This is a genomic window from Sphingobacterium sp. CZ-2 (assembly GCF_004526235.1).
GTDB classification, from domain to species: Bacteria; Bacteroidota; Bacteroidia; order Sphingobacteriales; family Sphingobacteriaceae; genus Sphingobacterium; species Sphingobacterium tenebrionis.
This window is the reverse complement of record NZ_CP038159.1, coordinates 2233373-2253752: the sequence shown is the minus strand read 5'-3', so window position 1 is coordinate 2253752 and position 20380 is coordinate 2233373. Positions and strand designations below refer to the sequence as shown.

The 20380-nt window shown below is 39.4% G+C and carries 20 protein-coding genes; 14 read left to right on the top strand and 6 right to left on the bottom strand.

Annotation, left to right across the window (positions count from 1 at the left end):
* Positions 1-19: 19 nt before the first annotated feature.
* Positions 20-508, bottom strand: a complete 489-nt coding sequence (locus tag E3D81_RS10000) for a hypothetical protein (RefSeq protein ID WP_134777317.1) — start codon at positions 506-508, stop codon at positions 20-22.
* Positions 509-611: 103 nt separating this feature from the next.
* Entirely contained in the window at positions 612-1961 is a 1350-nt protein-coding gene (locus tag E3D81_RS09995; protein ID WP_134777316.1) for an acyl-CoA dehydrogenase family protein, read from the bottom strand.
* A gap of 236 nt (positions 1962-2197) precedes the next feature.
* On the opposite strand from E3D81_RS09995, the gene E3D81_RS09990 reads away from it, so the two are divergent.
* The 11 genes from E3D81_RS09990 to E3D81_RS09940 all read left to right on the top strand — a co-directional run bounded on the left by E3D81_RS09990 (position 2198) and on the right by E3D81_RS09940 (position 10824).
* On the top strand, positions 2198-2428 hold the full coding sequence (locus E3D81_RS09990) for a hypothetical protein (RefSeq protein ID WP_134777315.1): 231 nt from the start codon (positions 2198-2200) through the stop codon (positions 2426-2428).
* 97 nt (positions 2429-2525) lie between these two features.
* Positions 2526-3875, top strand: coding sequence for an adenylosuccinate lyase (gene purB / locus E3D81_RS09985; protein ID WP_134777314.1), 1350 nt, complete (start codon positions 2526-2528; stop codon positions 3873-3875).
* 72 nt (positions 3876-3947) lie between these two features.
* Complete coding sequence (locus tag E3D81_RS09980; RefSeq protein WP_099367210.1) at positions 3948-4502, top strand: NifU family protein; 555 nt, start codon at positions 3948-3950, stop codon at positions 4500-4502.
* 135 nt (positions 4503-4637) lie between these two features.
* Complete coding sequence (locus E3D81_RS09975) at positions 4638-4868, top strand: hypothetical protein (protein WP_134777313.1); 231 nt, start codon at positions 4638-4640, stop codon at positions 4866-4868.
* Positions 4869-5014: 146 nt separating this feature from the next.
* On the top strand, positions 5015-5863 hold the full coding sequence (locus E3D81_RS09970) for a transketolase (protein ID WP_134777312.1): 849 nt from the start codon (positions 5015-5017) through the stop codon (positions 5861-5863).
* Positions 5864-5882: 19 nt separating this feature from the next.
* Positions 5883-6836 (top strand): transketolase family protein, encoded by a 954-nt coding sequence (locus E3D81_RS09965; protein ID WP_099367207.1) that lies wholly within the window; start codon positions 5883-5885, stop codon positions 6834-6836.
* Between the two features lie 6 nt (positions 6837-6842).
* The gene (locus tag E3D81_RS09960; protein ID WP_099367206.1) at positions 6843-7388 is read left to right on the top strand and encodes an RNA polymerase sigma factor; all 546 of its coding nucleotides are present in this window, start codon (positions 6843-6845) and stop codon (positions 7386-7388) included.
* A gap of 34 nt (positions 7389-7422) precedes the next feature.
* Positions 7423-8352: a hypothetical protein gene (locus E3D81_RS09955; protein WP_134777311.1), complete on the top strand. Its 930-nt coding sequence runs from the start codon at positions 7423-7425 to the stop codon at positions 8350-8352.
* Positions 8352-8795 (top strand): hypothetical protein, encoded by a 444-nt coding sequence (locus tag E3D81_RS09950; protein WP_245153190.1) that lies wholly within the window; start codon positions 8352-8354, stop codon positions 8793-8795. Before E3D81_RS09955 ends, E3D81_RS09950 begins: the two co-directional genes overlap by 1 nt.
* Before the next feature lie 45 nt (positions 8796-8840).
* Positions 8841-10028 (top strand): aspartate aminotransferase family protein, encoded by a 1188-nt coding sequence (locus tag E3D81_RS09945; protein WP_209023050.1) that lies wholly within the window; start codon positions 8841-8843, stop codon positions 10026-10028.
* A gap of 43 nt (positions 10029-10071) precedes the next feature.
* The gene (locus E3D81_RS09940; RefSeq protein ID WP_134777309.1) at positions 10072-10824 is read left to right on the top strand and encodes an SGNH/GDSL hydrolase family protein; all 753 of its coding nucleotides are present in this window, start codon (positions 10072-10074) and stop codon (positions 10822-10824) included.
* A 7-nt stretch (positions 10825-10831) separates the two neighbouring features.
* On the opposite strand, the gene E3D81_RS09935 is transcribed toward E3D81_RS09940, so the two are convergent.
* Complete coding sequence (locus tag E3D81_RS09935; RefSeq protein WP_134777308.1) at positions 10832-12016, bottom strand: class I SAM-dependent rRNA methyltransferase; 1185 nt, start codon at positions 12014-12016, stop codon at positions 10832-10834.
* Between the two features lie 172 nt (positions 12017-12188).
* Here E3D81_RS09935 and E3D81_RS09930 point away from each other — a divergent pair, with 172 nt between their 5' ends.
* On the top strand, positions 12189-13697 hold the full coding sequence (locus tag E3D81_RS09930) for a TlpA family protein disulfide reductase (protein WP_167554272.1): 1509 nt from the start codon (positions 12189-12191) through the stop codon (positions 13695-13697).
* Positions 13698-13738: 41 nt separating this feature from the next.
* Positions 13739-14326, top strand: coding sequence for a TlpA family protein disulfide reductase (locus E3D81_RS09925; RefSeq protein WP_134777306.1), 588 nt, complete (start codon positions 13739-13741; stop codon positions 14324-14326).
* 222 nt (positions 14327-14548) lie between these two features.
* Here the strand turns inward: E3D81_RS09925 and thrC are convergent, their stop codons facing one another.
* The 3 genes from thrC to thrA are packed head-to-tail and all read right to left on the bottom strand — an operon-like array spanning position 14549 to position 19323.
* Entirely contained in the window at positions 14549-15883 is a 1335-nt protein-coding gene (gene thrC, locus E3D81_RS09920; RefSeq protein WP_134777305.1) for a threonine synthase, read from the bottom strand.
* 11 nt (positions 15884-15894) lie between these two features.
* Entirely contained in the window at positions 15895-16851 is a 957-nt protein-coding gene (locus E3D81_RS09915) for a homoserine kinase (RefSeq protein WP_134777304.1), read from the bottom strand.
* 24 nt (positions 16852-16875) lie between these two features.
* Complete coding sequence (gene thrA / locus E3D81_RS09910) at positions 16876-19323, bottom strand: bifunctional aspartate kinase/homoserine dehydrogenase I (protein WP_134777303.1); 2448 nt, start codon at positions 19321-19323, stop codon at positions 16876-16878.
* Positions 19324-19801: 478 nt separating this feature from the next.
* Here thrA and E3D81_RS09905 point away from each other — a divergent pair, with 478 nt between their 5' ends.
* Positions 19802-20374 (top strand): C40 family peptidase, encoded by a 573-nt coding sequence (locus E3D81_RS09905; protein WP_099366343.1) that lies wholly within the window; start codon positions 19802-19804, stop codon positions 20372-20374.
* Positions 20375-20380: the final 6 nt, after the last annotated feature.

Genomic DNA, 20380 nt, shown 5'->3' with positions numbered 1-20380 from the left:
TTTTTATCACTTTTAATTTTCAGTCTTCGCTTTTGAAATTTATTTTTTCAGTAGGTTTAATCTTATACAGAAATGCTGGAAGAAATTCATTACTGTTTTTTAAAAGATAATCTTCAACAATTTTATAATATTCAGTTTTTGTTGTTAGAAATTTCTCCGTATTGGAAAGAACTGGATCAATATAATTGTAGGCCATTCGCGATCCGTCATCCTTCCATTTTTTCTCTTGAAAAAAATGAACAAAATGCTCCCTATTGTTTTGTATGAATTTAACATTCTCCATATAGGCGCTTTTTATTTCAACAATTCCATTAGGGTATTTAACAGTAAATTTTCGCTTAAAATTTTCATTCTTTTTTGAATTTAATTCATAAATCAGGGATTCCTCGTATTTAATTTTTGAATTAAGCATATCTGATAAAACCTTTTCTGCATTAATCTTTTGACTTAGTGCCTGATTGGCAATGCATAAAATCATTGACAATATCATTATTAATTCTCTTTTCATAATTTAGTTTGTTTATAGGATGAATTAAAGAGCACGAAAACAAACCAATTTAATAAAAATAATTTTAAATAAATCGAAAAACAGATATCGCAACATTTACGAATTAAACGAAAGCACTAAACCCTGTGATTGATCTTCCCACTATTAAGGAATTGATCTCTTTTGTTCCTTCATAAGAATAAATCGCCTCGGCATCAGCCAGGAATCTGGCCACATTATACTCCAATAAGATACCATTTCCACCCATTACTTCCCTTGCCCTTGAAACGATATCACGCATCCGCATCGTACAGAACACTTTTGCCAAGGACGCATGTTCATCCCTTAGTTTTTCGTCATCCTGTAATTCCGATAATCGGAAAACCAATGTTTGCATGGCCGTTAAATTGGATAACATTTCCACCAAATGATTCTGGATCAATTGAAATGAGGCAATTGGCTTTCCAAACTGTTCTCTTTTGATCGTATAATCCAAAGCGTTCTCGTATGCTCCTCTTGCACAACCTACCGCCATCCAAGCCACACCTGCGCGAGTCATTTGGAGCACTTTTGCCGTATCCTTAAAGGAATTGGCAAACGGCATCCGGTCTGATTCTGGAACACGACAATCGGTTAAGGTGATCAATCCATTCTGAACGATACGCAAAGCCATCTTATCCCGAATTTTCTCGACCGAGAAGCCAGGGTTTTCCTTCCGCACAATAAATCCCTTTACTTGTTGGTCATCGAGATCCCTAGCCCATATGATGGTGATATCGGAAAAAGTAGAATTTCCGATCCATTTCTTCTGTCCGTTCAGTATCCAGGTATCCCCTTCTCTTCTACAGGTGGTTGTCAAACCTCCGGCTGTAGCAGACCCTACCAACGGTTCTGTCAATCCAAATGCACCAATTTTCTTCAATTGTTGCATGGCTGGAAGCCATTCATTCTTTTGCTCTTCCGATCCGCACATATAAATTGATCCCATCGCCAAACCACTTTGTACACCTAAAAATGTAGCAATGGATGGATCCACCCGACCAAATTCACTTGCAATGATGCCATCCATGAGCGAAGTACCGCCAGCACAGCCATAACCTTCATAGACATATCCACAGACATTAAGTTCTGCCAACTTCGGAATAACTTCGAATGGAAATTCATCATGTAACCAATATCTGTTTACAATAGGTTTGATTTCAGTTTCCAAAAACTGGCGAACTTTCATCTGCAACGCCCTATCTTCTTCCGATAACTTTGCAGATACATCATAAAAATCGGCATTGATGGGCGGCGCTTCTCTTTTTTTCTTGCTTCCGGTCAACATTTTCATCGCCATTTTGAGCTGATTCTCGTCCATTTTTGATACAGAGCCCAAAACTTCTGCTAAATCTATCTTTTTAGAAATCTTTTCTAATTGCTCCAAATCCACTGATTTAAAGAGCTTTATCGCGTTTTTTATCTTATTGAACATATATCGTTTTTAAAAAAATAACAAAATTTTAACAAAATTTATAATTAATTGTTGCAAATCAGTAAAACAGTAGTATATTTGCGCTGCCCAAAGCAAAAGACTTCAAATTAATGGCTTGTATATCAGCAGATTTGAAAAACTTTTAAAATAAATATTTTTTTTGGGTTACCTTTTAAAGGTTACTGGTATTAAGGATAAAATAAACAAATTTGTTTCAACTAAATAAAAAATTAAAAATGAAAAATGTATTAAAATTCGGATTCTTAGGTTTAGCTTTAACTGTAGCTGTTGCTTCTTGTAACAACGCTGAAACTAAAACTGAAGCTGCTGCTGATTCAGCTGCTAACGCTATCGATTCAACTGCTAACGCTGTTGCTGATTCTATCACTAACACTGCTGATTCAGCTGTTAACGCTATCGATTCAGCTGCTAACCAAGCTGTTGATTCAGTTAAAAACGTTCAATAATCCGAACAACACAAAAATACTTCAAAAGCCCGTTTTTAACGGGCTTTTGTTGTTTTGGCCCTAATTCCCTATTTTTGCGTCAAAATAAATTTATCTCATGACATTATCCCCTCTAACCGCAGTTACGCCTATTGATGGCAGGTACCATAATAACACAAAAGATCTTTCGAATTACTTTTCAGAATTTGCGCTGATCAAATACCGGGTATTGGTGGAGGTTGAATATTTTATTGCCCTATGCAATTCCGGTATCCCTCAGTTAAGTCATTTTGACGGAAGCCTCAATGAAAAGCTGCGTGACATTTACCGTAATTTTAATCTGGAGAATGCACAATGGATCAAGGACACCGAAAAGGTGACCAACCATGATGTGAAAGCTGTAGAATATTTCTTAAAAAATGAATTTGAGAAACTTGGATTGAACGATTCCCTGGAATTTATCCATTTTGGATTAACTTCTCAGGACATCAATAATACGGCTATCCCTTATTCTTGGAAAGCAGCATTAGAAGAGGTTTACCAACCCGCAATCCAGGAATTATTGACCGAACTAAAAGGCTTATCATCAAGCTGGGAAAAAGTGCCTATGCTTGCCCGTACACATGGACAACCAGCATCCCCTACTCGTTTGGGAAAAGAAATCAAGGTTTTCATTGAGCGTTTGGAAAAGCAGATCCAATTGTTGAAGCAAGTTCCTTTTTCAGCCAAATTTGGTGGAGCTACAGGAAATTTCAATGCCCATCATGTTGCCTATCCTAATCAGGACTGGGTTACCTTTGGAAATCAATTCGTAAATGAAGTTTTGGGATTGGATCGCTCGCAGACTACGACACAGATTGAGCATTATGATAATTTCGCGGCAAGCTGTGATGGTTTAAAACGGATCAATACTATTTTGATCGACCTTTGCCGAGATATCTGGACCTATATTTCCATGGATTATTTCAAACAGAAGATTACTGCAGGACAGATCGGTTCTTCTGCTATGCCACATAAAGTCAATCCTATTGATTTTGAAAACGCAGAAGGTAATCTTGGCTTGGCAAATGCTGTATTTGAACACTTAGCCGCAAAATTACCGATCTCTAGGTTACAACGCGACTTAACGGATTCTACAGTTTTACGGAATGTAGGTGTACCAATTGCGCATACGATGATCGCCATCAAATCTACTTTGCGCGGTTTGCGAAAACTGATCTTAAATGAGACTGCTTTTCAAGAGGACCTGGAAAATAACTGGGCAGTTGTAGCCGAGGCTATCCAAACCATTTTACGCCGAGAAGGGTATCCAAAACCTTATGAAGCGTTGAAAGACTTGACCAGAACAAATACTCATGTAACCCAAGAAACAATTGCTGAATTTGTGGAAGGTTTACAGGTTTCGGAGGAAGTTAAAGCGGAAATCAAAGCCATCTCCCCTAGCAATTATACAGGAGTTCAATTATAAGCTTTGACGAATACATGACCACCACTGAGGTGGAAAAATATATCTTTGTTAAATATTTTAGAAAGAGAAATAATGGCAACAATAAACGTATATACAGAAAGTACTCCAAATCCAGCGACCATGAAATTCTTGGTCAACAAATTGTTGATCAATGGAAGTTTGGATTATCCTGATAGAGAAAAGGCACAGGAATCTGCTTTTGCAAAAGAATTGTTCAAATTCAATTTTGTAAATGGTGTTTTCTTCGCTAGCAATTTCGTAACCATAACAAAGACAGATGATGCGGAATGGTCTGATATCGAAGCTTTGTTGAAAGAATTTGTTAAAGGTGCGGTGGAATCAGAATTAGCGGTAAAACCGATCGAGCATTCTGAAGAGGTGGTTTTCGAAGGTTCGGAAGTGGAAGTGAAAATCCAACAGGTCCTTCATGACTATGTTCGCCCAGCGGTTGAACAGGATGGAGGAGCAATTGCATATAAATCATTTGATGATGGTATCGTAACGGTTGAACTTCGCGGTTCTTGTTCTGGATGTCCTTCATCAACCATTACCTTAAAAGCAGGAATCGAAGGTTTATTAAAACGCATGGTTCCTGAAGTTAATGAGGTAGTAGCGAATGCGATGTAAACCTTTTTAATCATAAAAATACTTAAAAGGATTGTCGAAAGGCAATCCTTTTTTTTGTTAACAATTTGATTACCAATTGATTTTTATGAATTATTATATTAATTAGGATATTTATTTCTTAAGGAGGAAAAAGAAATGTTCAATACAAAACTTAAAAACATCTGGGATACCAATATAGTTAAAGAATATGAACGACTAGAAGGTCGTAAGGAAGGAAGTAATGAAGGCCTTAAGGAAGGCCGTAAAGAAGGAAGTAAAGAAACAAAAACTACCATCGCCAAAAAACTTAAAAAATTGGAAGTAACTCCTGAAGTTATTTCCGAAGCAACGGGTTTGACCTTAAAAGAAATCGAAGAACTGAAATAAAATTAAACTTTAGCCTAGAAAGAAGACCTAAACAAAAAAATCATTATTTTCTCTTGCATTTACCTTATAATAATTCAGGTTTATAAGGAGCACTACATTAAAAATCATTAACTTTATCCGCAAATTATCGAAATATTATAATTAAGATGAGTGCAGACATAAACAAACTTGAACAAGTTGCTTCACAAGTAAGAAGAGACATCGTTCGTATGGTACATGCATGTCAATCAGGTCATCCAGGAGGTTCCTTGGGTTGTACTGATTATTTTGTGGCATTGTACTTCCATGCTATGAAGCATGACCCTTCTTTTAACATGGATGGTGTAGGCGAAGATTTATTCTTCTTATCAAATGGCCACATTTCTCCAGTTTTCTACAGTACATTAGCAAGAGCTGGATACTTTCCAATAAGCGAATTGGCTACTTTCAGAAAAATCAACTCCCGTTTACAAGGACACCCAACTACGCACGAGCACCTTCCAGGTATCCGTGTAGCGTCAGGTTCTTTGGGTCAAGGGCTTTCTGTAGCCATCGGTGCAGCTCAAGCCAAGAAATTAAACAAAGACAATAGCCTTGTTTATGTATTAATGGGTGATGGAGAATTGCAGGAAGGTCAAGTTTGGGAAGCTGCGATGTATGCTCCTCATAACAAAATGGATAATATTATCGCTGCAGTTGATTATAACAATGCACAAATCGATGGTTCCACCGAAGATGTACTTTCCTTAGGTAATTTACGCGCTAAATGGGAAGCTTTCGGATGGGACGTGTTAGAAGTTGCTCAAGGTAATGATATGGCACAGGTAATCGCTGGATTGGACGAAGCAAAATCTCGTACCGGAAAAGGAAAACCAGTGATCATTTTATTACATACTGAAATGGGTAAAGGTGTAGATTTCATGATGGGATCACACAAATGGCACGGTGTAGCTCCAAATGATGAACAATTGGAGACGGCATTGAACCAAATTCCTAGAACAATTGGTGATTATTAATTGTTAGAAGTAGCTTAACATGAAAAAATATACTTATACAGAATCTAAAGATACTCGTTCAGGATTTGGCGCCGGATTACTGGAAGCCGGAAAACAGAACGAAAATGTAGTGGCACTTTGTGCTGACCTTATCGGTTCATTGAAAATGAACGATTTTATCAAAGCATACCCAGAGCGTTTCTTTCAAATCGGAATCGCTGAAGCAAATATGATGGGTATTGCAGCGGGATTAACTATTGGTGGTAAAATCCCTTTCACCGGTACCTTTGCCAATTTCTCTACCGGACGTGTTTATGACCAGATCCGTCAATCTATTGCTTATTCTGGTAAAAATGTAAAAATCTGTGCTTCACATGCCGGATTGACCTTAGGTGAAGATGGTGCAACCCACCAAATTCTAGAGGACATTGGTTTGATGAAGATGTTGCCAGGAATGACCGTGATCAATCCTTGTGATTTTAACCAAACAAAAGCAGCTACTTTAGCGTTAGTTAACCACGAAGGCCCAGCGTATTTACGTTTTGGCCGTCCTGTGGTTCCTAATTTCACTCCTGCCGATCAAACTTTCGAGATTGGTAAAGCAGTGATGTTGAATGAAGGAACGGATGTGACCATCATCGCTACAGGACATCTGGTTTGGGAAGCTATCCAAGCGGGTGAAGAGTTGGAGAAATTAGGCATCAGTGCTGAAATCATCAATATCCACACCATTAAACCATTGGATGACGATGCTATCCTAAAATCAGTAACAAAAACTGGATGTGTGGTAACAGCCGAAGAACATAACCGTTTAGGTGGATTAGGAGATAGTGTTGCGCAGTTATTGGCTCAGCGCCTTCCAACTCCACAAGAATACGTTGCTGTAAATGATAGCTTCGGCGAATCAGGTACTCCAGCACAATTAATGGAAAAATATGGATTAGACGCAGCGCATATCGTAAATGCCGTGCGTAAGGTCATCAGCAGAAAATAATACTCTATGGAAGATTCTCTGATAATAGCAAAGTTCGCTGACGAAAGTACTCGTGAAGAGGCTTTCCGATTATTGCTAAAAAAATATCAGCAAAAAATATATTGGCATGTTCGACGGATGGTGATTGACCATGACGACGCTGACGATGTTGTACAGGATATTTTTATTAAGGTATGGCGCAACTTGGAGAAGTTCAGGGAAGACTCGCAATTATATACTTGGTTATATCGTATTGCGACCAATGAATGTATTACTTTTCTGAATAAGAAAAAACAAAAGCAGAGTGTTTCATTGGATGATGAAAGCTCTGCTTACTTATCCGACTCTTTGGCCGATGGATCCTATTTCAATGGCGATAAAGCCCAATTGAAATTACAACAAGCCATTTTAACTTTGCCAGACAAACAAAGGCTGGTTTTTAACATGAAATACTTTGAAGATATGAAGTATGAAGAGATATCTGAAGTATTGGGAACCAGTGTTGGGGCTTTAAAAGCCTCCTACCATCTTGCAGTTAAAAAGATAGAGAACTTTTTTGCCGCTCACGATTAAACCTTTTGGCCTCTAAACCATCTATTAGTGTACCATGAAAGAAAACAACACATATCACGAAAACACGGGAAGCAACAACTTACCTAATTCGTTGCGTGTCAACCCTTTCATTGTACCTGATAACTACTTCAATGAATTTCCATCTCGCATCCTTTTCCAAGTAAAACTGGAAGAAATAAAAGGAAAGGACACAGCCGGATTCAGCACACCTGAAGGTTATTTCGATACATTGGAATCGCAACTGATCAGCAACATTAAAATCGACGGATTAAGGGAGGGTGAAGGCTTCCAAGTGCCCCAGGGGTACTTTGATAAGCTAGATGATCAGGTGATGGCTCAAGTGAAAATCGATCAGCTCCAGGATGGATTGACCGAAGTTCCACAAGGTTATTTTGAAAATTTGGCTGATAGAATTATGGCCAAAGTAGACCAAGTGGAATTACCTATTGCGAAACAAGAAGATGGCTTTGCTGTTCCTGAAGGCTATTTTGCCGAATCAGAAGACAGTATTATGGCCAGCATTGCCGTAGAAAAACTGAAAGCTACCGTTGGTGATGATGGCTTTGGAGTTCCTGCAGGATACTTCAATACATTGGAAAACGCAATCTTGGATCAGGTAAATGAACCGAAAGTCATTCAAATGCCTGCCGCCAAAAAAGATGCGAACCAAGGTGGTGGTTTTAGAAAATATGCTTGGATAAGTGCAGTTGCTGCAGCTTGTGTCAGTATTTTTGTAGCTGTTAATACCTTTAATGCGGATCCTAATAACGAAAGCAAGGAGAATTCCTTAGCTTTGAATGAGATCCCGGAAGAGGAAATCTTAAACTACCTTTCCAGCTACAGTGATGCATCCGACATTAGTGAATTCGCTGAGTATATTTATGAGCCTCAGGATGAATCCACAACCGTTGGAAGTGGAATTGATGCTGAAGATTTGAAAGAATACTTAAATTATACATTATAATGGTTCGTTTAAAACAGGTTATTACAACGATTTGTCTGATTTGGTTTGCTTGCTTTGTGGCTCAGGGACAGTCTCGTCAGGAACGTTTTGAAGCGATCGAGAAACAAAAATCAGCCTATATCACCAAACAACTGAAATTAACTCCAGCAGAAGCACAGCGCTTCTTCCCTTTGTACAATCAATATACCAAGGAGATCATGGATGTTAAATCGCAGAAAAATAAGCGTGCAGCAGATGCTGGAAATTCTCCAAGATCAAATAATTTTAGGGGAGGCCAGGATATCATCGAGTATGACGCCAAAGAAGTTGAAATAAAAAAGAAATATCGAGGTAAATTTGCAGAGGTGCTCGATCAGACCAGGGCCTCGCGGTTTTTTGCCATCGAACAAGAGTTTATCAAGCTACTCTACAAAGAACTTGATAGCCGTAATAAAAATGATTAAAGCTCCTCCCCATAGGAGCTTTTACTTTTTAGTATATTTATCCCCATGATTAGTAATAGAGAGTTATTCTTAAAAAATACTGCCCAAACATCCAATTCCCCACGATTAATAGAAATAGAACGCGCAGAAGGCATATATCTGTATGGTCCGGATGGACAGCGGTATATGGATCTGGTTTCTGGATTCAACGTAAGCAATATCGGACATAGACATCCAAAAGTTTTGGCCGCCATCCATCAACAATTGGAAAAATTCATGCATGTAACGGTCTACGGTGAATTTGTACAAGCACCACAGGTGGAATTGGCAACAGCCCTATTGGACGTGTTACCAGCAGCATATGGTTCGGTCTATTTCACCAATTCTGGAGCGGAGGCGGTGGAAGGTTCCATGAAAGTAGCCAAAAAATATTCAGGCAGAAGAGAAATCATTGCCGCAAAAAAAGCGTATCATGGTAGCACCCAAGGCGCTTTAAGTTTGATTGGCAATGAGGATTATCGCACAGCTTATGCTCCCCTACTTCCGGAGGTTTCCTTTATAGATTATAATGATCTTTCCGATCTTGAAAAGATCAGCGAAAGTACCGCAGCGGTCATCGTGGAAGCCATTCAAGGCGAAGCGGGCGTGCGGGTACCATCAAAAGAATACATGCAAGCCTTGCGAAAAAGATGTGATGAAACGGGCGCTCTTTTGATTTTTGATGAGATTCAAACGGGTTTTGGAAGAACCGGTAAATTGTTTGCATTTGAGCATTTTGATATCGTTCCTGATATCCTGATGCTGGCGAAAGGTATCGGTGGAGGAATGCCTTTAGGAGCCTTTATCGCTCCAAAAGAAGTGATGGATGTGATCAAGGATAATCCCATGTTGGGTCATATCACCACCTTTGGTGGACATCCGGTGAGTTGTGCGGCAGCTAAAGCCTCTCTAAAAGTCATTCAAGAGGAAAACCTTTTAGATCATGTAAAAGAAAAGGCCAATCTATTTCGTACTGAATTGGATATACCACAGATCAAGGAAATCCGAGGCTTGGGACTCATGATGTGCCTTCAATTGGAAAACTTCGATCAGGTATATGCAGTAAGTAACTATTGTGTCGAAAAAGGGATAATTATCGATTGGTATTTACATTGTGAAACGGCCTTACGTATCGCACCTCCTTTGACCATTTCTATGGATGAAATTCAGGAAGCCTGTAAAATAATCCGGGAAGCCATTGTCAAATTCTGTTAGTTTGCTTAAATTGCTGTAACAATATCAACCTATCACAAACATCATGAATAACAGAAGAGACTTTTTAAGAAAAGGTTTGTTAGGCATTGCTGCAACAGCAGTAGGGTCTTCTTTGGTCAAAGCGGAGGATTTTTCTTCAGCTAAAGCAGGTAAAATTCGAGTTTCCCCAAATGATATTATTTTATTCCAGGGAGATTCCATTACCGATGCCGGCCGCAATCGGAACAACGGCAATGCCAATGAAGGAAATGCTTTCGGAAATGGTTACGCCATGTTGGCGGCCAGCACCTTATTAAGCAAGCATGCTGCAAAAAATCTTAAAATCTATAATCGTGGAATATCCGGTAATAGGGTTCCTGATCTGATCGGACGTTGGGACCAAGACGCTATTGCGCTTAAACCAACTATCTTGAGTATAATGATCGGGGTAAATGATTATTGGCGTACAAAGGATAGCGGAGCATCTAATACCCCAGAACAATATAAAGCCCAATATAAACAGTTATTGGATAAGACCATGAAAGAACTTCCGGGGGTAAAATTAATTATCTGTGAACCATTTGCGGTAAATAATGTGAAACATGTGAATGACTCTTGGTTCCCCGATTTCACCAAATACCAACAGGCATGTAGGGAAGTAGCCCAGGAATATAAGGCGGTTTTCTTACCCTTTCAGCAGGTTTTTGATAAAGGGCTGAAAGCTAATAATGGCGCATACTGGACTACAGACGGAGTTCACACCACGATGGCTGGTGCAAACCTAATGGCAGAAGCTTGGTTGGGATTGTTGAAGTAGTTCTTTCTTATACTACTCTAACCAACAATCCCTTCAAATACTCTCCTTCAGGAAAGGATGCCCGCACAGGATGGTCTTCCGGTTGGCAATATTGATAAATAAATTGGATCTCTTTTCCTGCATCCAGCGCAGCCCAGGCAATCACCTGTTTAAAGGTGTCGATGTCCATGGCTCCGGAGCAGGAATAGGTTGCCAATAACCCGCCACTGTTCAACAACATCAAACCCCTTCTATTTAAGTCTTTATACGCTCGGGAAGCTTTATCCAACGTTGAACGAGATGGAGCATATTTTGGCGGATCTAAAATAATCAGATCGAATTTCTCCCCCTGTTCACCCAGTTCCCTCAAATATTTATTGACATCCGATTGCACCGCATGATGCTTATTTTCATCAAAACCATTCTTCCTGACATTGTTTTTCAAGGTTTCTATCGCAAGAGCAGAACTATCTACCGATGTTACGGAAACGGCGCCTTCACGAAAAGCATTCAAGGTAAACCCTCCCGAATAACAGAAACAATCCAATACCTTTTTGCCTTTAGCGTATCGGGCTGTAATTGCCCTATTCTCTCGTTGATCGCAATAAAATCCTGATTTCTGACCTTCCACAATATTCACCTGGTAATGGATACCATTCTCCAATATATCGACGAAGGTTGGTGGAACCTCACCATAGAGAAGACCATTTAGGTCCAGCAAACCTTCATGTTCCCTCGCCTTTAGATCAGATCGTTCATACACCCCTTTTGGTGATAATTGATTCACCAACTCATCAACAATTATATGTTTCACCACTTCCGTCCCGGCTGCATGCACCTGAATGGAAATATAATCCCCATATTTATCTGCTATGAGACCAGGAATAAAATCCGCTTCAGCGAAGATCAATCTTAGGGTGTTATTATCTTCCTGTAATAATCCTTTACGGTTTTTCACGGCGCGCGCTACCCTATTCCTCCACCACTGCTCATTGATTTCCTGTTGAGGATCCCATTCCAACAAACGAACGGCTACCCTTGAATTACCATTATACATCCCATAAGCAATGAATTCATCATCATGGTTGAAAACAGAAACGATGTCTCCATTTTGAGGACTTCCAAGTGCTCTTGCAATCGCTCCAGAGAATATCCACGGATGTAACTGCCAAGCTGCCTTATCTTTCCCTTTGTTCAGGATTATTTTTTTCATGGCTACAAAAATAAAACAATTGGATAGAACGATGGGTTCTTTTTTGTGTTTTTTCACTTACACCTCACTAACAGACCGATTTAAGTAAGACAAAACTAATGGCAGATAATGAATTAAAAAATTAAACTGTATATTAGTATACTATAACCAATGGCCACTAATGAACCGCAGCATGAACAACTATTTATCACTATTAATCTGTGTTTTCTCCTTTTTGATTTTAAAGGGAAACGCCCAGGAAGTAAACATTCATATAAAATCAGAAATTCTTGGTGACCCAGAAGTCTATATCAATCCGCCAGTCGATGGCCAACATTTTCACTTTGCAAAAATAGATACGAGCATCAATAAGGCTGGTGTGCTGGATTTTAAGAAGACGGTGAAATTTCCTGGATTTTATAGCATTGGTCATGCCGGCGATGGAAAAATACTTTACCTGAAACCTGGTGATGAAGTTTGGCTGACCTATACGATGAAGCCCGATGCAACAGTAGAAGTGATGTTGAAGGGGTCCAATGAAGTCGGTCAAAACCTTTACGACACCTACAAAAGGCCTTTTTTTCAAAGTGTTGCAGAAGGTTATCTCAAAAAATACAAAAGTATAGCCTCAGCGCAAGAGGCTGTAGACAGAAAGAGGGATAAAGAATTGTACCAAATGGATTCTTTATTTAAAATAAAAGCGATAGATCGTGCATTTAAGGATGGTATTACTGCAGAAATAAATACTTACTATCTTTCTGTAAACAGTTATGTTCTACAAGATTCGATTTACAGGTTGAAACTCATCGAAGATAGCGTGATTTTGGCAGAACAAACAGTTAAATATTTCTTAGACAATTGGAAAAACTTAGTAAAGGATTATGACTTTAATAATCCTTTGAACAAAAGTCGAAATTCGTTTTTTGATCTGTTACAGACTCGGGCTAGCATTGAGAAATATTATTTTGATATAAACACCTACAAACAACAACCCATCCCAAAAATTACAGGATCTTATGCGGAGATTGAGTACAATCTAGCGCTTTTAGTTCCTGATCCTGCTAATGAGGAATATGCTATGGCTCAGGGCATTGAATTGGGCATCATACAGGAAAATTATGATTCCTTTCTGATCGGAAAGTATGAAACCTTGGCGGCAAAATATCCAAATAGTGCTATTTTACCTTATTTGAAGCCAGAGATCGATAAGATTAAACATTATCAAAGTGCTATCAAAAAGGATTTTTCCGATAAAATAAAATTTGTTGATAATTATGGTAAGATAAGCAATTTTAGTGAGGTAGAATCCTTTTTCAAAGACCAATTGGTCTATGTAGATCTTTGGGCAACATGGTGTGGACCATGTAAAAGAGAGTTTGCTTATAATGATGGTCTAAAAGCATTTGCGGATAAGAATGGAATTACAAAACTGTACATATCTGTGGATATTGATGAATCGGATAATAAATGGAAGGAAATGATCAAGTACTATAATTTGGAAGGGTATCATATGCGGGCATCTAAAGCGTTATCGGATCAACTTCGGGAAAAGTTTTCCCAAGATTTTGGGGGAAGAAGAGGTTTTGGAATTCCTTATTATTTAATTATTAAAAACGGGGAGATTGTTCAAATGAATGCAAAAAGACCGAGTAATAAGGAAAGTTTATATGAACAGCTGCAAAGTTTTAAAACTAAGAATTAAGGATATTTTCGAATTGATATAAAAAAATCTATACACAAACTATGAAAAAGGTATTATCACTAGGCATTTTGCTCCCGATGTTAATGGTGTGGAGTGGAAATGCATCAACATCAGTAAAAAAGAATGAGGCTTATGCTGCGCTTGTTTCCTTACAAGATTCAGCTAAACATGAAGTTTCAGAGAAAATAAAGTTTATTCCTGCTTATGAAAAGATCAATGATATTAAAGAGATTCAGGAGTTTTTCAAAGATAAGGTGGTTTATGTAGATTTTTGGGCGACTTGGTGCGGACCTTGTGTTCAACAATTTAAATATAATGATTTGTTGAAGGAGTTTACTGATAAGCATCATATTGAGAAACTGTATGTATCCATTGATAAACCGGAAGATGATGGAACTTGGAAGGAGATGATCAAAAGCCATAACCTGGAAGGATATCATATGCGTCCTAATAATACACTGAAAAAGCAATTGGTGGAGATGTTTGGAAGGAATATGGGGGAAAGGAAAAGCCTGTTGATTCCTAGGTATTTGATTATTAAAAATGGGGAGATTGTGGTAAAGGATGCGAAAAGACCAAGCTCTAAGGAAGTTTTATTTGAGCAGTTGAAACAGTTTGTAGGGGAATAAGAAACGTTATTGCGAGGAACTTTGCCTAACCTTGCGAGAAACTTTACACGTCATTGCGAGGAGGTACGAGGAAGCAATCTTCCCCATGTCATCCTGAGCGAAGTCGAAGGATCTGTAAATGGGTACCACGAACAGATGCTTCGACGATGCTCAGCATGACATGAACAGAGTACAGCATGACATGAACAGGTTATAGTATGACATGAACAGGGTATAGCATGACTAAAGATTGCTTCGTGCCTCGCAATGACGGGGCAAGTGTAACAAATAACTCCGAAAATCCTCATAATTAACATCCAATTCCGTTACCTGTTTTTCCTTTCCAGCCCAATCCTCTGCACCTTTAGGAAATCTCACCGCCTGATAAACCTCCTCCGCAATCGCTTCAGGAAACTTACAAGGATGCGCAGTGGAAAGAAATACCGAAGCATATTCTCCAGGCTTTTCTTTTCGATAAGCCTTAGCCGCTAGATACGCAATTGCAGTATGCGGACAGGCCACATACTTAAACTCATCATACAATTCCTGCATGCCAGCTTTTGTTTCCTCATCATCAAAAGCGTAGGAACTCAACAATTCTTTCAAAGATTCCCTATCTTCCCCAAACATATCCAAAATCCTAACCCAATTGCTCGGATCCCCTACATCCATGGCATTCGAAATGGTCTGTTTAGAAGATCTCGGATCATACTCACCCGTCTCCAAAAAACGTGGAACTGTATCATTGACATTCGTTCCTGCTACAAAATGATGAACCGGCAAGCCCATCTTATAAGCCAACAATCCAGCCCCAATATTCCCAAAATTGCCACTTGGCACCGCAAATACCACCTCCTTCATTCCCTGTGCCCGCAACTGTGCATAAGCCCAAAAATAATAGAAGGTCTGAGGTAACAATCGAGCAATGTTTATGGAATTGGCAGATGTCAACCGCAGCTCCTTATTCAATAAAGGATCATTGAAAGCCTGTTTTACCAAGGCCTGGCAATCGTCAAAGCTACCATTCACCTCCAATGCCCTAATATTGTTTCCGTTTTTGGTCAACTGATCTTCCTGCACCTTAGAAACCTTCCCTTTCGGATATAGGATAGTAACACGCGTACCTTCCACCCCCAAGAACCCCAATGCAACCGCGCCACCCGTATCACCAGAAGTTGCCACCAACACATCCAATAATTGATCGCCCTCTTTGGAGAAATAGCCCATGATCCGACTCATGAACCTGGCGCCAAAATCCTTGAAAGCAAAGGATGGTCCATGGAATAATTCCAAAACCGCAGCTTCAGGGCTCAAGAATTTAACAGGAGCATCAAAATTTATAGCCTCGAAAACAATCCTCTTTAGGTCGTTCTCTGGAATATCTGTACCTATTACGGATTTCGCAATCGTAAAAGCGATCTCCTGAAAAGAATATTGTTGGATATTTCGAATGAAATAGGGATCCAGTTGCGGGATACTCTCTGGCATATATAAGCCTTTATCCTGAGGTAAGGAATGGAAAACAGCATCCTGAAAAGATACCCTTAAATCGCTATTGTTTGTACTGTAATATTTCATGTTCAATAAAATTAGGATTGGGATAATACTTTAGGGCCTTCCACATTCACTTTGGAAACAAATTGAAGGCTCTCAATACCTTGTTCATTCAAATGTTGCTGAATAGCATCCACCGCCTTCTGGGCAGCCTCATGGCCTTTGGAAATTGCCACAACGGAAGGTCCAGAACCGGAGATACCGAAACTCAAAACGCCTGCTTCCTCCGCGATGCGTTTCATTTCATAGAATTCTGGAATCAGAATGGCCCGGGTTGGTTCGATCAGTACATCCTTCATGGACCGGGCAATCAAGTCATAATCTGACATGAAAATACCGGAAACCAATCCTGCTATATTTCCCCATTGGATTACGGCATCTTTCAACGCCACTTTTTCTTTGATCAGTTGCCTGGCATCCCGAGTGGGCACATCGACCTGTGGAAATACGATTCCCGCCACCAATTCTTGCGGGACAGGCAATTTGATGATATCCAATCCCTCCCCACCGCGTATAAGGGTAATGCCCCCCATTAATGCTGGCGCTACATTATCGGCATGCCCATGGCCACAAGCCAAACGCTCGCCTTCTATACAGAAAGGCATCAATTCTTCTTTGCTCAATGGGTTCCCCATTAAGGTATTGATGGCAAATAATCCAGCCACCGTACTTGCTGAGCTTGAACCTAAGCCACTCCCGATTGGCATATGCTTGATCAGGTCGATCTCCACACCCACTTCTTTCTCAAGATCAAGATGTGCTAAATACATTTTTACGCAGGCCGAAACCGTATTCTTATCTGGATCTAAAGGCAATCGCCCATCATCTCCTTCAATTGATCGGATGACCACCCCTGGGTTTTCCGTTCTTTTCATGAATACTTCATCTCCAGGACTATCCACCGCAAAACCCAAGATATCATAACCGCAGATCATATTGGCTACTGTTGCCGGTGCAAAAACACGAACTTCTTTTTTTATTAATTGAGACATTTTTTTCTTTTTAATTTTCAATGATTACGCACCAACATTCACCAGATCAGCAAAAACGCCTGCTGCTGTTACTTCTGCTCCTGCCCCAGGGCCTTTTACGACCAAAGGTCTATCCTTATATCGTTCTGTAGTGAAGGAAATAATATTATCAGATCCAGAAAGCGCATAAAATGGATGCTTATCATCCAACATCTGCAGATTGATGGCTACTTCACCATTTTCCAATGTTCCAATATAGCGAATCACTTTATTCTGCTTGGCAGCTTCCGATTTCATTTTATTGAAAAATTCATCCGCCTTTAATAGCTCCGCATAAAACTCATCTACAGAACTGGCCTGAAGGCAACTTTCCGGCAGGATATTCCCTAGTTTTACGGATTCCGATTCTATCACATGACCTGCATCCCTTGCAAGGATGAGCATTTTCCGCATAAAATCTATTCCACCCAGGTCATCTCTTGGATCCGGTTCGGTATAGCCCAGTTCCTGTGCTTTTTTCACCACCTCATAAAAAGAAGCATCCCCTTTAAAATTATTGAAAATATAGGAGATGGTGCCCGATAGGATCGCTTCAATCTTGATGATGCGGTCGCCACTCATCATAAGATCTTTCAATACACGCACTATCGGCAATCCTGCGCCAACATTGGTTTCGTAAAAGAAATCCACACCATGTTTTCTCGCGGTATCATGTAATAGTCTATATTGGGCATAATCGCCTGAATTTGCAATCTTATTACAGGTGACAACGGAAATATTTGATCTGAAGATCTCCTCATAATAAGTGGAAGGCAATTTACTGGCTGTATTATCAATAAAAACACAGTTCGGTAAATTAAGGGCTTTCATTTGGCCGATAAATGTGCCCAGGTCAGCGACCTCCCCCTGGTTTTCCAATTCTTCCTGCCAATTCCCCAAATCAAACCCTTCCGGATTAAAGCCCATTTTCCTGGAATTGGAAATGCCGACCACTTTGATTTCAATATCATTTTGATCCAATAAAAAATCATGTTGTTCATGTAGCTGTTTAAAGAGCGTGGAACCAATGTTTCCCGTTCCAATATTGAACACATGCAAGGTCTTTTTCAATTCAGCAAAAAAAGCATCATGTACTGCATTTAAAGCCTTGGATAGGTCTTCATTATTGATAATTACCGAGATGTTGAATTCGGAAGAACCCTGGGCGATTGCCCGCACATTGATCCCGTTCCTACCTAAAGCATGAAAAAGCCGGCCGGACATGCCAGGCGTACGTTTCATGTTTTCTCCAACAATAGCGAGGATGGAAAGTCCATCTTCCAGTACCGGGACACTCAATTTATTCGCCATTAATTCCAGTTCAAATTCGTTTTTGATCAGGTTAACAGACTTTCTTGCATCATTGGGATGGACCGCAAAAGTGATACTGTGTTCGCTGGAAGACTGGGTAATCAGAATGACATTGATCTGTTCTCTTGCCAACAGCGTAAATAAACGCCCACTGAATCCGGATTTCCCTACCATTCCACTCCCGGTTAGATTGATCACGGATACATCAGCAATAGAGGAAATTCCCTTTATAGGAAAATTGGACTTTCCACTTTCAAATTGAATGACCGTGCCTGGAAATTCCGGTTGAAAAGTATTGCGGATAACGATGGGTATCTTTTTCATAAAGGCAGGCACCATGGTAGGTGGATAGATTACCTTCGCCCCAAAATAAGAAAGTTCCATAGCCTCTGTATAAGAGAGAATCGGTAAGGAGAAGGCCTTTTTTACAATTCTTGGGTCTGCTGTTAGCATACCATTTACATCGGTCCAGATTTCGATGGCCGTAGCGTTCAACACCGATCCGAAAATGGCAGCGGTATAGTCTGAACCACCTCGACCTAAAGTAGTGATCCTACCTTTGTCGTTGGAACCGATAAAACCAGTTACAAACAACAATTTATCAGCGTGGGTTAATGCTAAAGCTTGGATGAGCTGATGGCTCAATGCTTCATTCAAATGTGCATTTCCAAAATTATCATCTGTTTTTATGTAATGGGAAGCATTGATATACGTGGAAACCGGTATTTCTTGTTCCATGATCTTGGCCACCAGAAAATTGCTGCAACGTTCGCCAAAGGAAACAATGAGATCCTTACTTTGATCACTCAACTCTTTTAATACAGCAATACCCTGGAGAAGATCTTCCAGTTCATTGATCAAGAGCTTAAGTTTGGTGAGGACCGGGTTTTGGTATTTTACAGCGATCAATTTTTTGACGACTTCAAAATGACGGTCTTCCATTAGTTTAAGATCGTCTTGAAAAGGTTTCCCTTCTGCCGCATCTTCAGCCATTTTGGTCAATAGATTAGTGATCCCTGACATGGCCGATAATACAACTAAAGGCTTTTCGCCAGCATCATAAGATTTCTTTACGATCTGAAGTACGGCTTGAATACTTTCTACGGAACCTACGGATGTTCCGCCAAATTTTAAAACTTTCATTCTTTTGGGTTTATTTTTACTGTTTAGCATTGATACACAACAAAAAAGCCTTCCTGGATGAGGAAGGCTTCTTATATCTGTACTAATTACTATACAATAGAATCATTCCTCCGCTAGATTTCTCCCGGTGGTAATAATAATTGTAATAATAATAGTGCTGTTATACATCAATTTATTGTTTGTTTTTTCAAATATATTATAAATATTATTACATACAAGAGGATTTGTTAAAATATTTTTAAAATACTGGTTTAAACAATTGAGAGATGATTTTATTCAAACCTGCCTAAATAAATTTGATTTTGTCAAAAGTTATCCACAAAGAGGAAGTGTTAAATATGTTAAAACTTTGTTAAAAGAATCAAAAAATGTTTTGAATTCTATACAGTATGTCTTACATTTGCTTCAGCTCGTTTGAAAAATGTCAACAATTTTGGACGATTCGAGGAGCTAAAAGGTTGTATATAAAAGCGATTTAATGAAAACAAAGAAACTAGTGGCAGTGATGCTCTTCATAGGCTTATGTCTATTCTCGCAGGCTCAAACTAACCAAAGATCCTCAGACCCGGATAATCTAGCAAAAGAATACTTCTCCCAAATCATGGGTGTTGCGGTAAACGCGACGACAAATACCAAACTTTATCAATTTGTTTACGAGTGGTTAGGCACTCCTTACCGTCTTGGAGGTGATTCCAAAAGAGGTATCGATTGTTCTAAATTCTCTTTGGCGGTGTATGAAAATGTATTCAACACGACCATTGGCTACAATAGCCGTAATCAATACGATAATGTAACGCCTATCCGTAAGAATGAATTACAGGCAGGAGACTTGGTATTCTTCAAGATCAGAAGTAGAAATATAACGCATGTAGGTGTTTATTTAGGAGACGATAAATTCGCGCATGCCTCTTCTTCGAAAGGCGTAATGGTGAGTAATCTAAATGAAGCTTATTGGAAACGCTATTATTACAACGGTGGTCGTCCGAAATTGGATAACGCTAGAATGATGACTGCTGATGCTAATAACAACGAAAAAGGAAATTTGAATTAGTTCCAT

Bases quoted from the DNA above. Each gene is read 5' to 3' on its own strand.
- E3D81_RS10000 (WP_134777317.1), bottom strand. From the start codon at position 508: ATGAAAAGAGAATTAATAATGATATTGTCAATGATTTTATGCATTGCC.
- E3D81_RS09995 (WP_134777316.1), bottom strand. From the start codon at position 1,961: ATGTTCAATAAGATAAAAAACGCGATAAAGCTCTTTAAATCAGTGGAT.
- E3D81_RS09990 (WP_134777315.1), top strand. From the start codon at position 2,198: ATGAAAAATGTATTAAAATTCGGATTCTTAGGTTTAGCTTTAACTGTA.
- purB (WP_134777314.1), top strand. From the start codon at position 2,526: ATGACATTATCCCCTCTAACCGCAGTTACGCCTATTGATGGCAGGTAC.
- E3D81_RS09980 (WP_099367210.1), top strand. From the start codon at position 3,948: ATGGCAACAATAAACGTATATACAGAAAGTACTCCAAATCCAGCGACC.
- E3D81_RS09975 (WP_134777313.1), top strand. From the start codon at position 4,638: ATGTTCAATACAAAACTTAAAAACATCTGGGATACCAATATAGTTAAA.
- E3D81_RS09970 (WP_134777312.1), top strand. From the start codon at position 5,015: ATGAGTGCAGACATAAACAAACTTGAACAAGTTGCTTCACAAGTAAGA.
- E3D81_RS09965 (WP_099367207.1), top strand. From the start codon at position 5,883: ATGAAAAAATATACTTATACAGAATCTAAAGATACTCGTTCAGGATTT.
- E3D81_RS09960 (WP_099367206.1), top strand. From the start codon at position 6,843: ATGGAAGATTCTCTGATAATAGCAAAGTTCGCTGACGAAAGTACTCGT.
- E3D81_RS09955 (WP_134777311.1), top strand. From the start codon at position 7,423: ATGAAAGAAAACAACACATATCACGAAAACACGGGAAGCAACAACTTA.
- E3D81_RS09950 (WP_245153190.1), top strand. From the start codon at position 8,352: ATGGTTCGTTTAAAACAGGTTATTACAACGATTTGTCTGATTTGGTTT.
- E3D81_RS09945 (WP_209023050.1), top strand. From the start codon at position 8,841: ATGATTAGTAATAGAGAGTTATTCTTAAAAAATACTGCCCAAACATCC.
- E3D81_RS09940 (WP_134777309.1), top strand. From the start codon at position 10,072: ATGAATAACAGAAGAGACTTTTTAAGAAAAGGTTTGTTAGGCATTGCT.
- E3D81_RS09935 (WP_134777308.1), bottom strand. From the start codon at position 12,016: ATGAAAAAAATAATCCTGAACAAAGGGAAAGATAAGGCAGCTTGGCAG.
- E3D81_RS09930 (WP_167554272.1), top strand. From the start codon at position 12,189: ATGAACAACTATTTATCACTATTAATCTGTGTTTTCTCCTTTTTGATT.
- E3D81_RS09925 (WP_134777306.1), top strand. From the start codon at position 13,739: ATGAAAAAGGTATTATCACTAGGCATTTTGCTCCCGATGTTAATGGTG.
- thrC (WP_134777305.1), bottom strand. From the start codon at position 15,883: ATGAAATATTACAGTACAAACAATAGCGATTTAAGGGTATCTTTTCAG.
- E3D81_RS09915 (WP_134777304.1), bottom strand. From the start codon at position 16,851: ATGTCTCAATTAATAAAAAAAGAAGTTCGTGTTTTTGCACCGGCAACA.
- thrA (WP_134777303.1), bottom strand. From the start codon at position 19,323: ATGAAAGTTTTAAAATTTGGCGGAACATCCGTAGGTTCCGTAGAAAGT.
- E3D81_RS09905 (WP_099366343.1), top strand. From the start codon at position 19,802: ATGAAAACAAAGAAACTAGTGGCAGTGATGCTCTTCATAGGCTTATGT.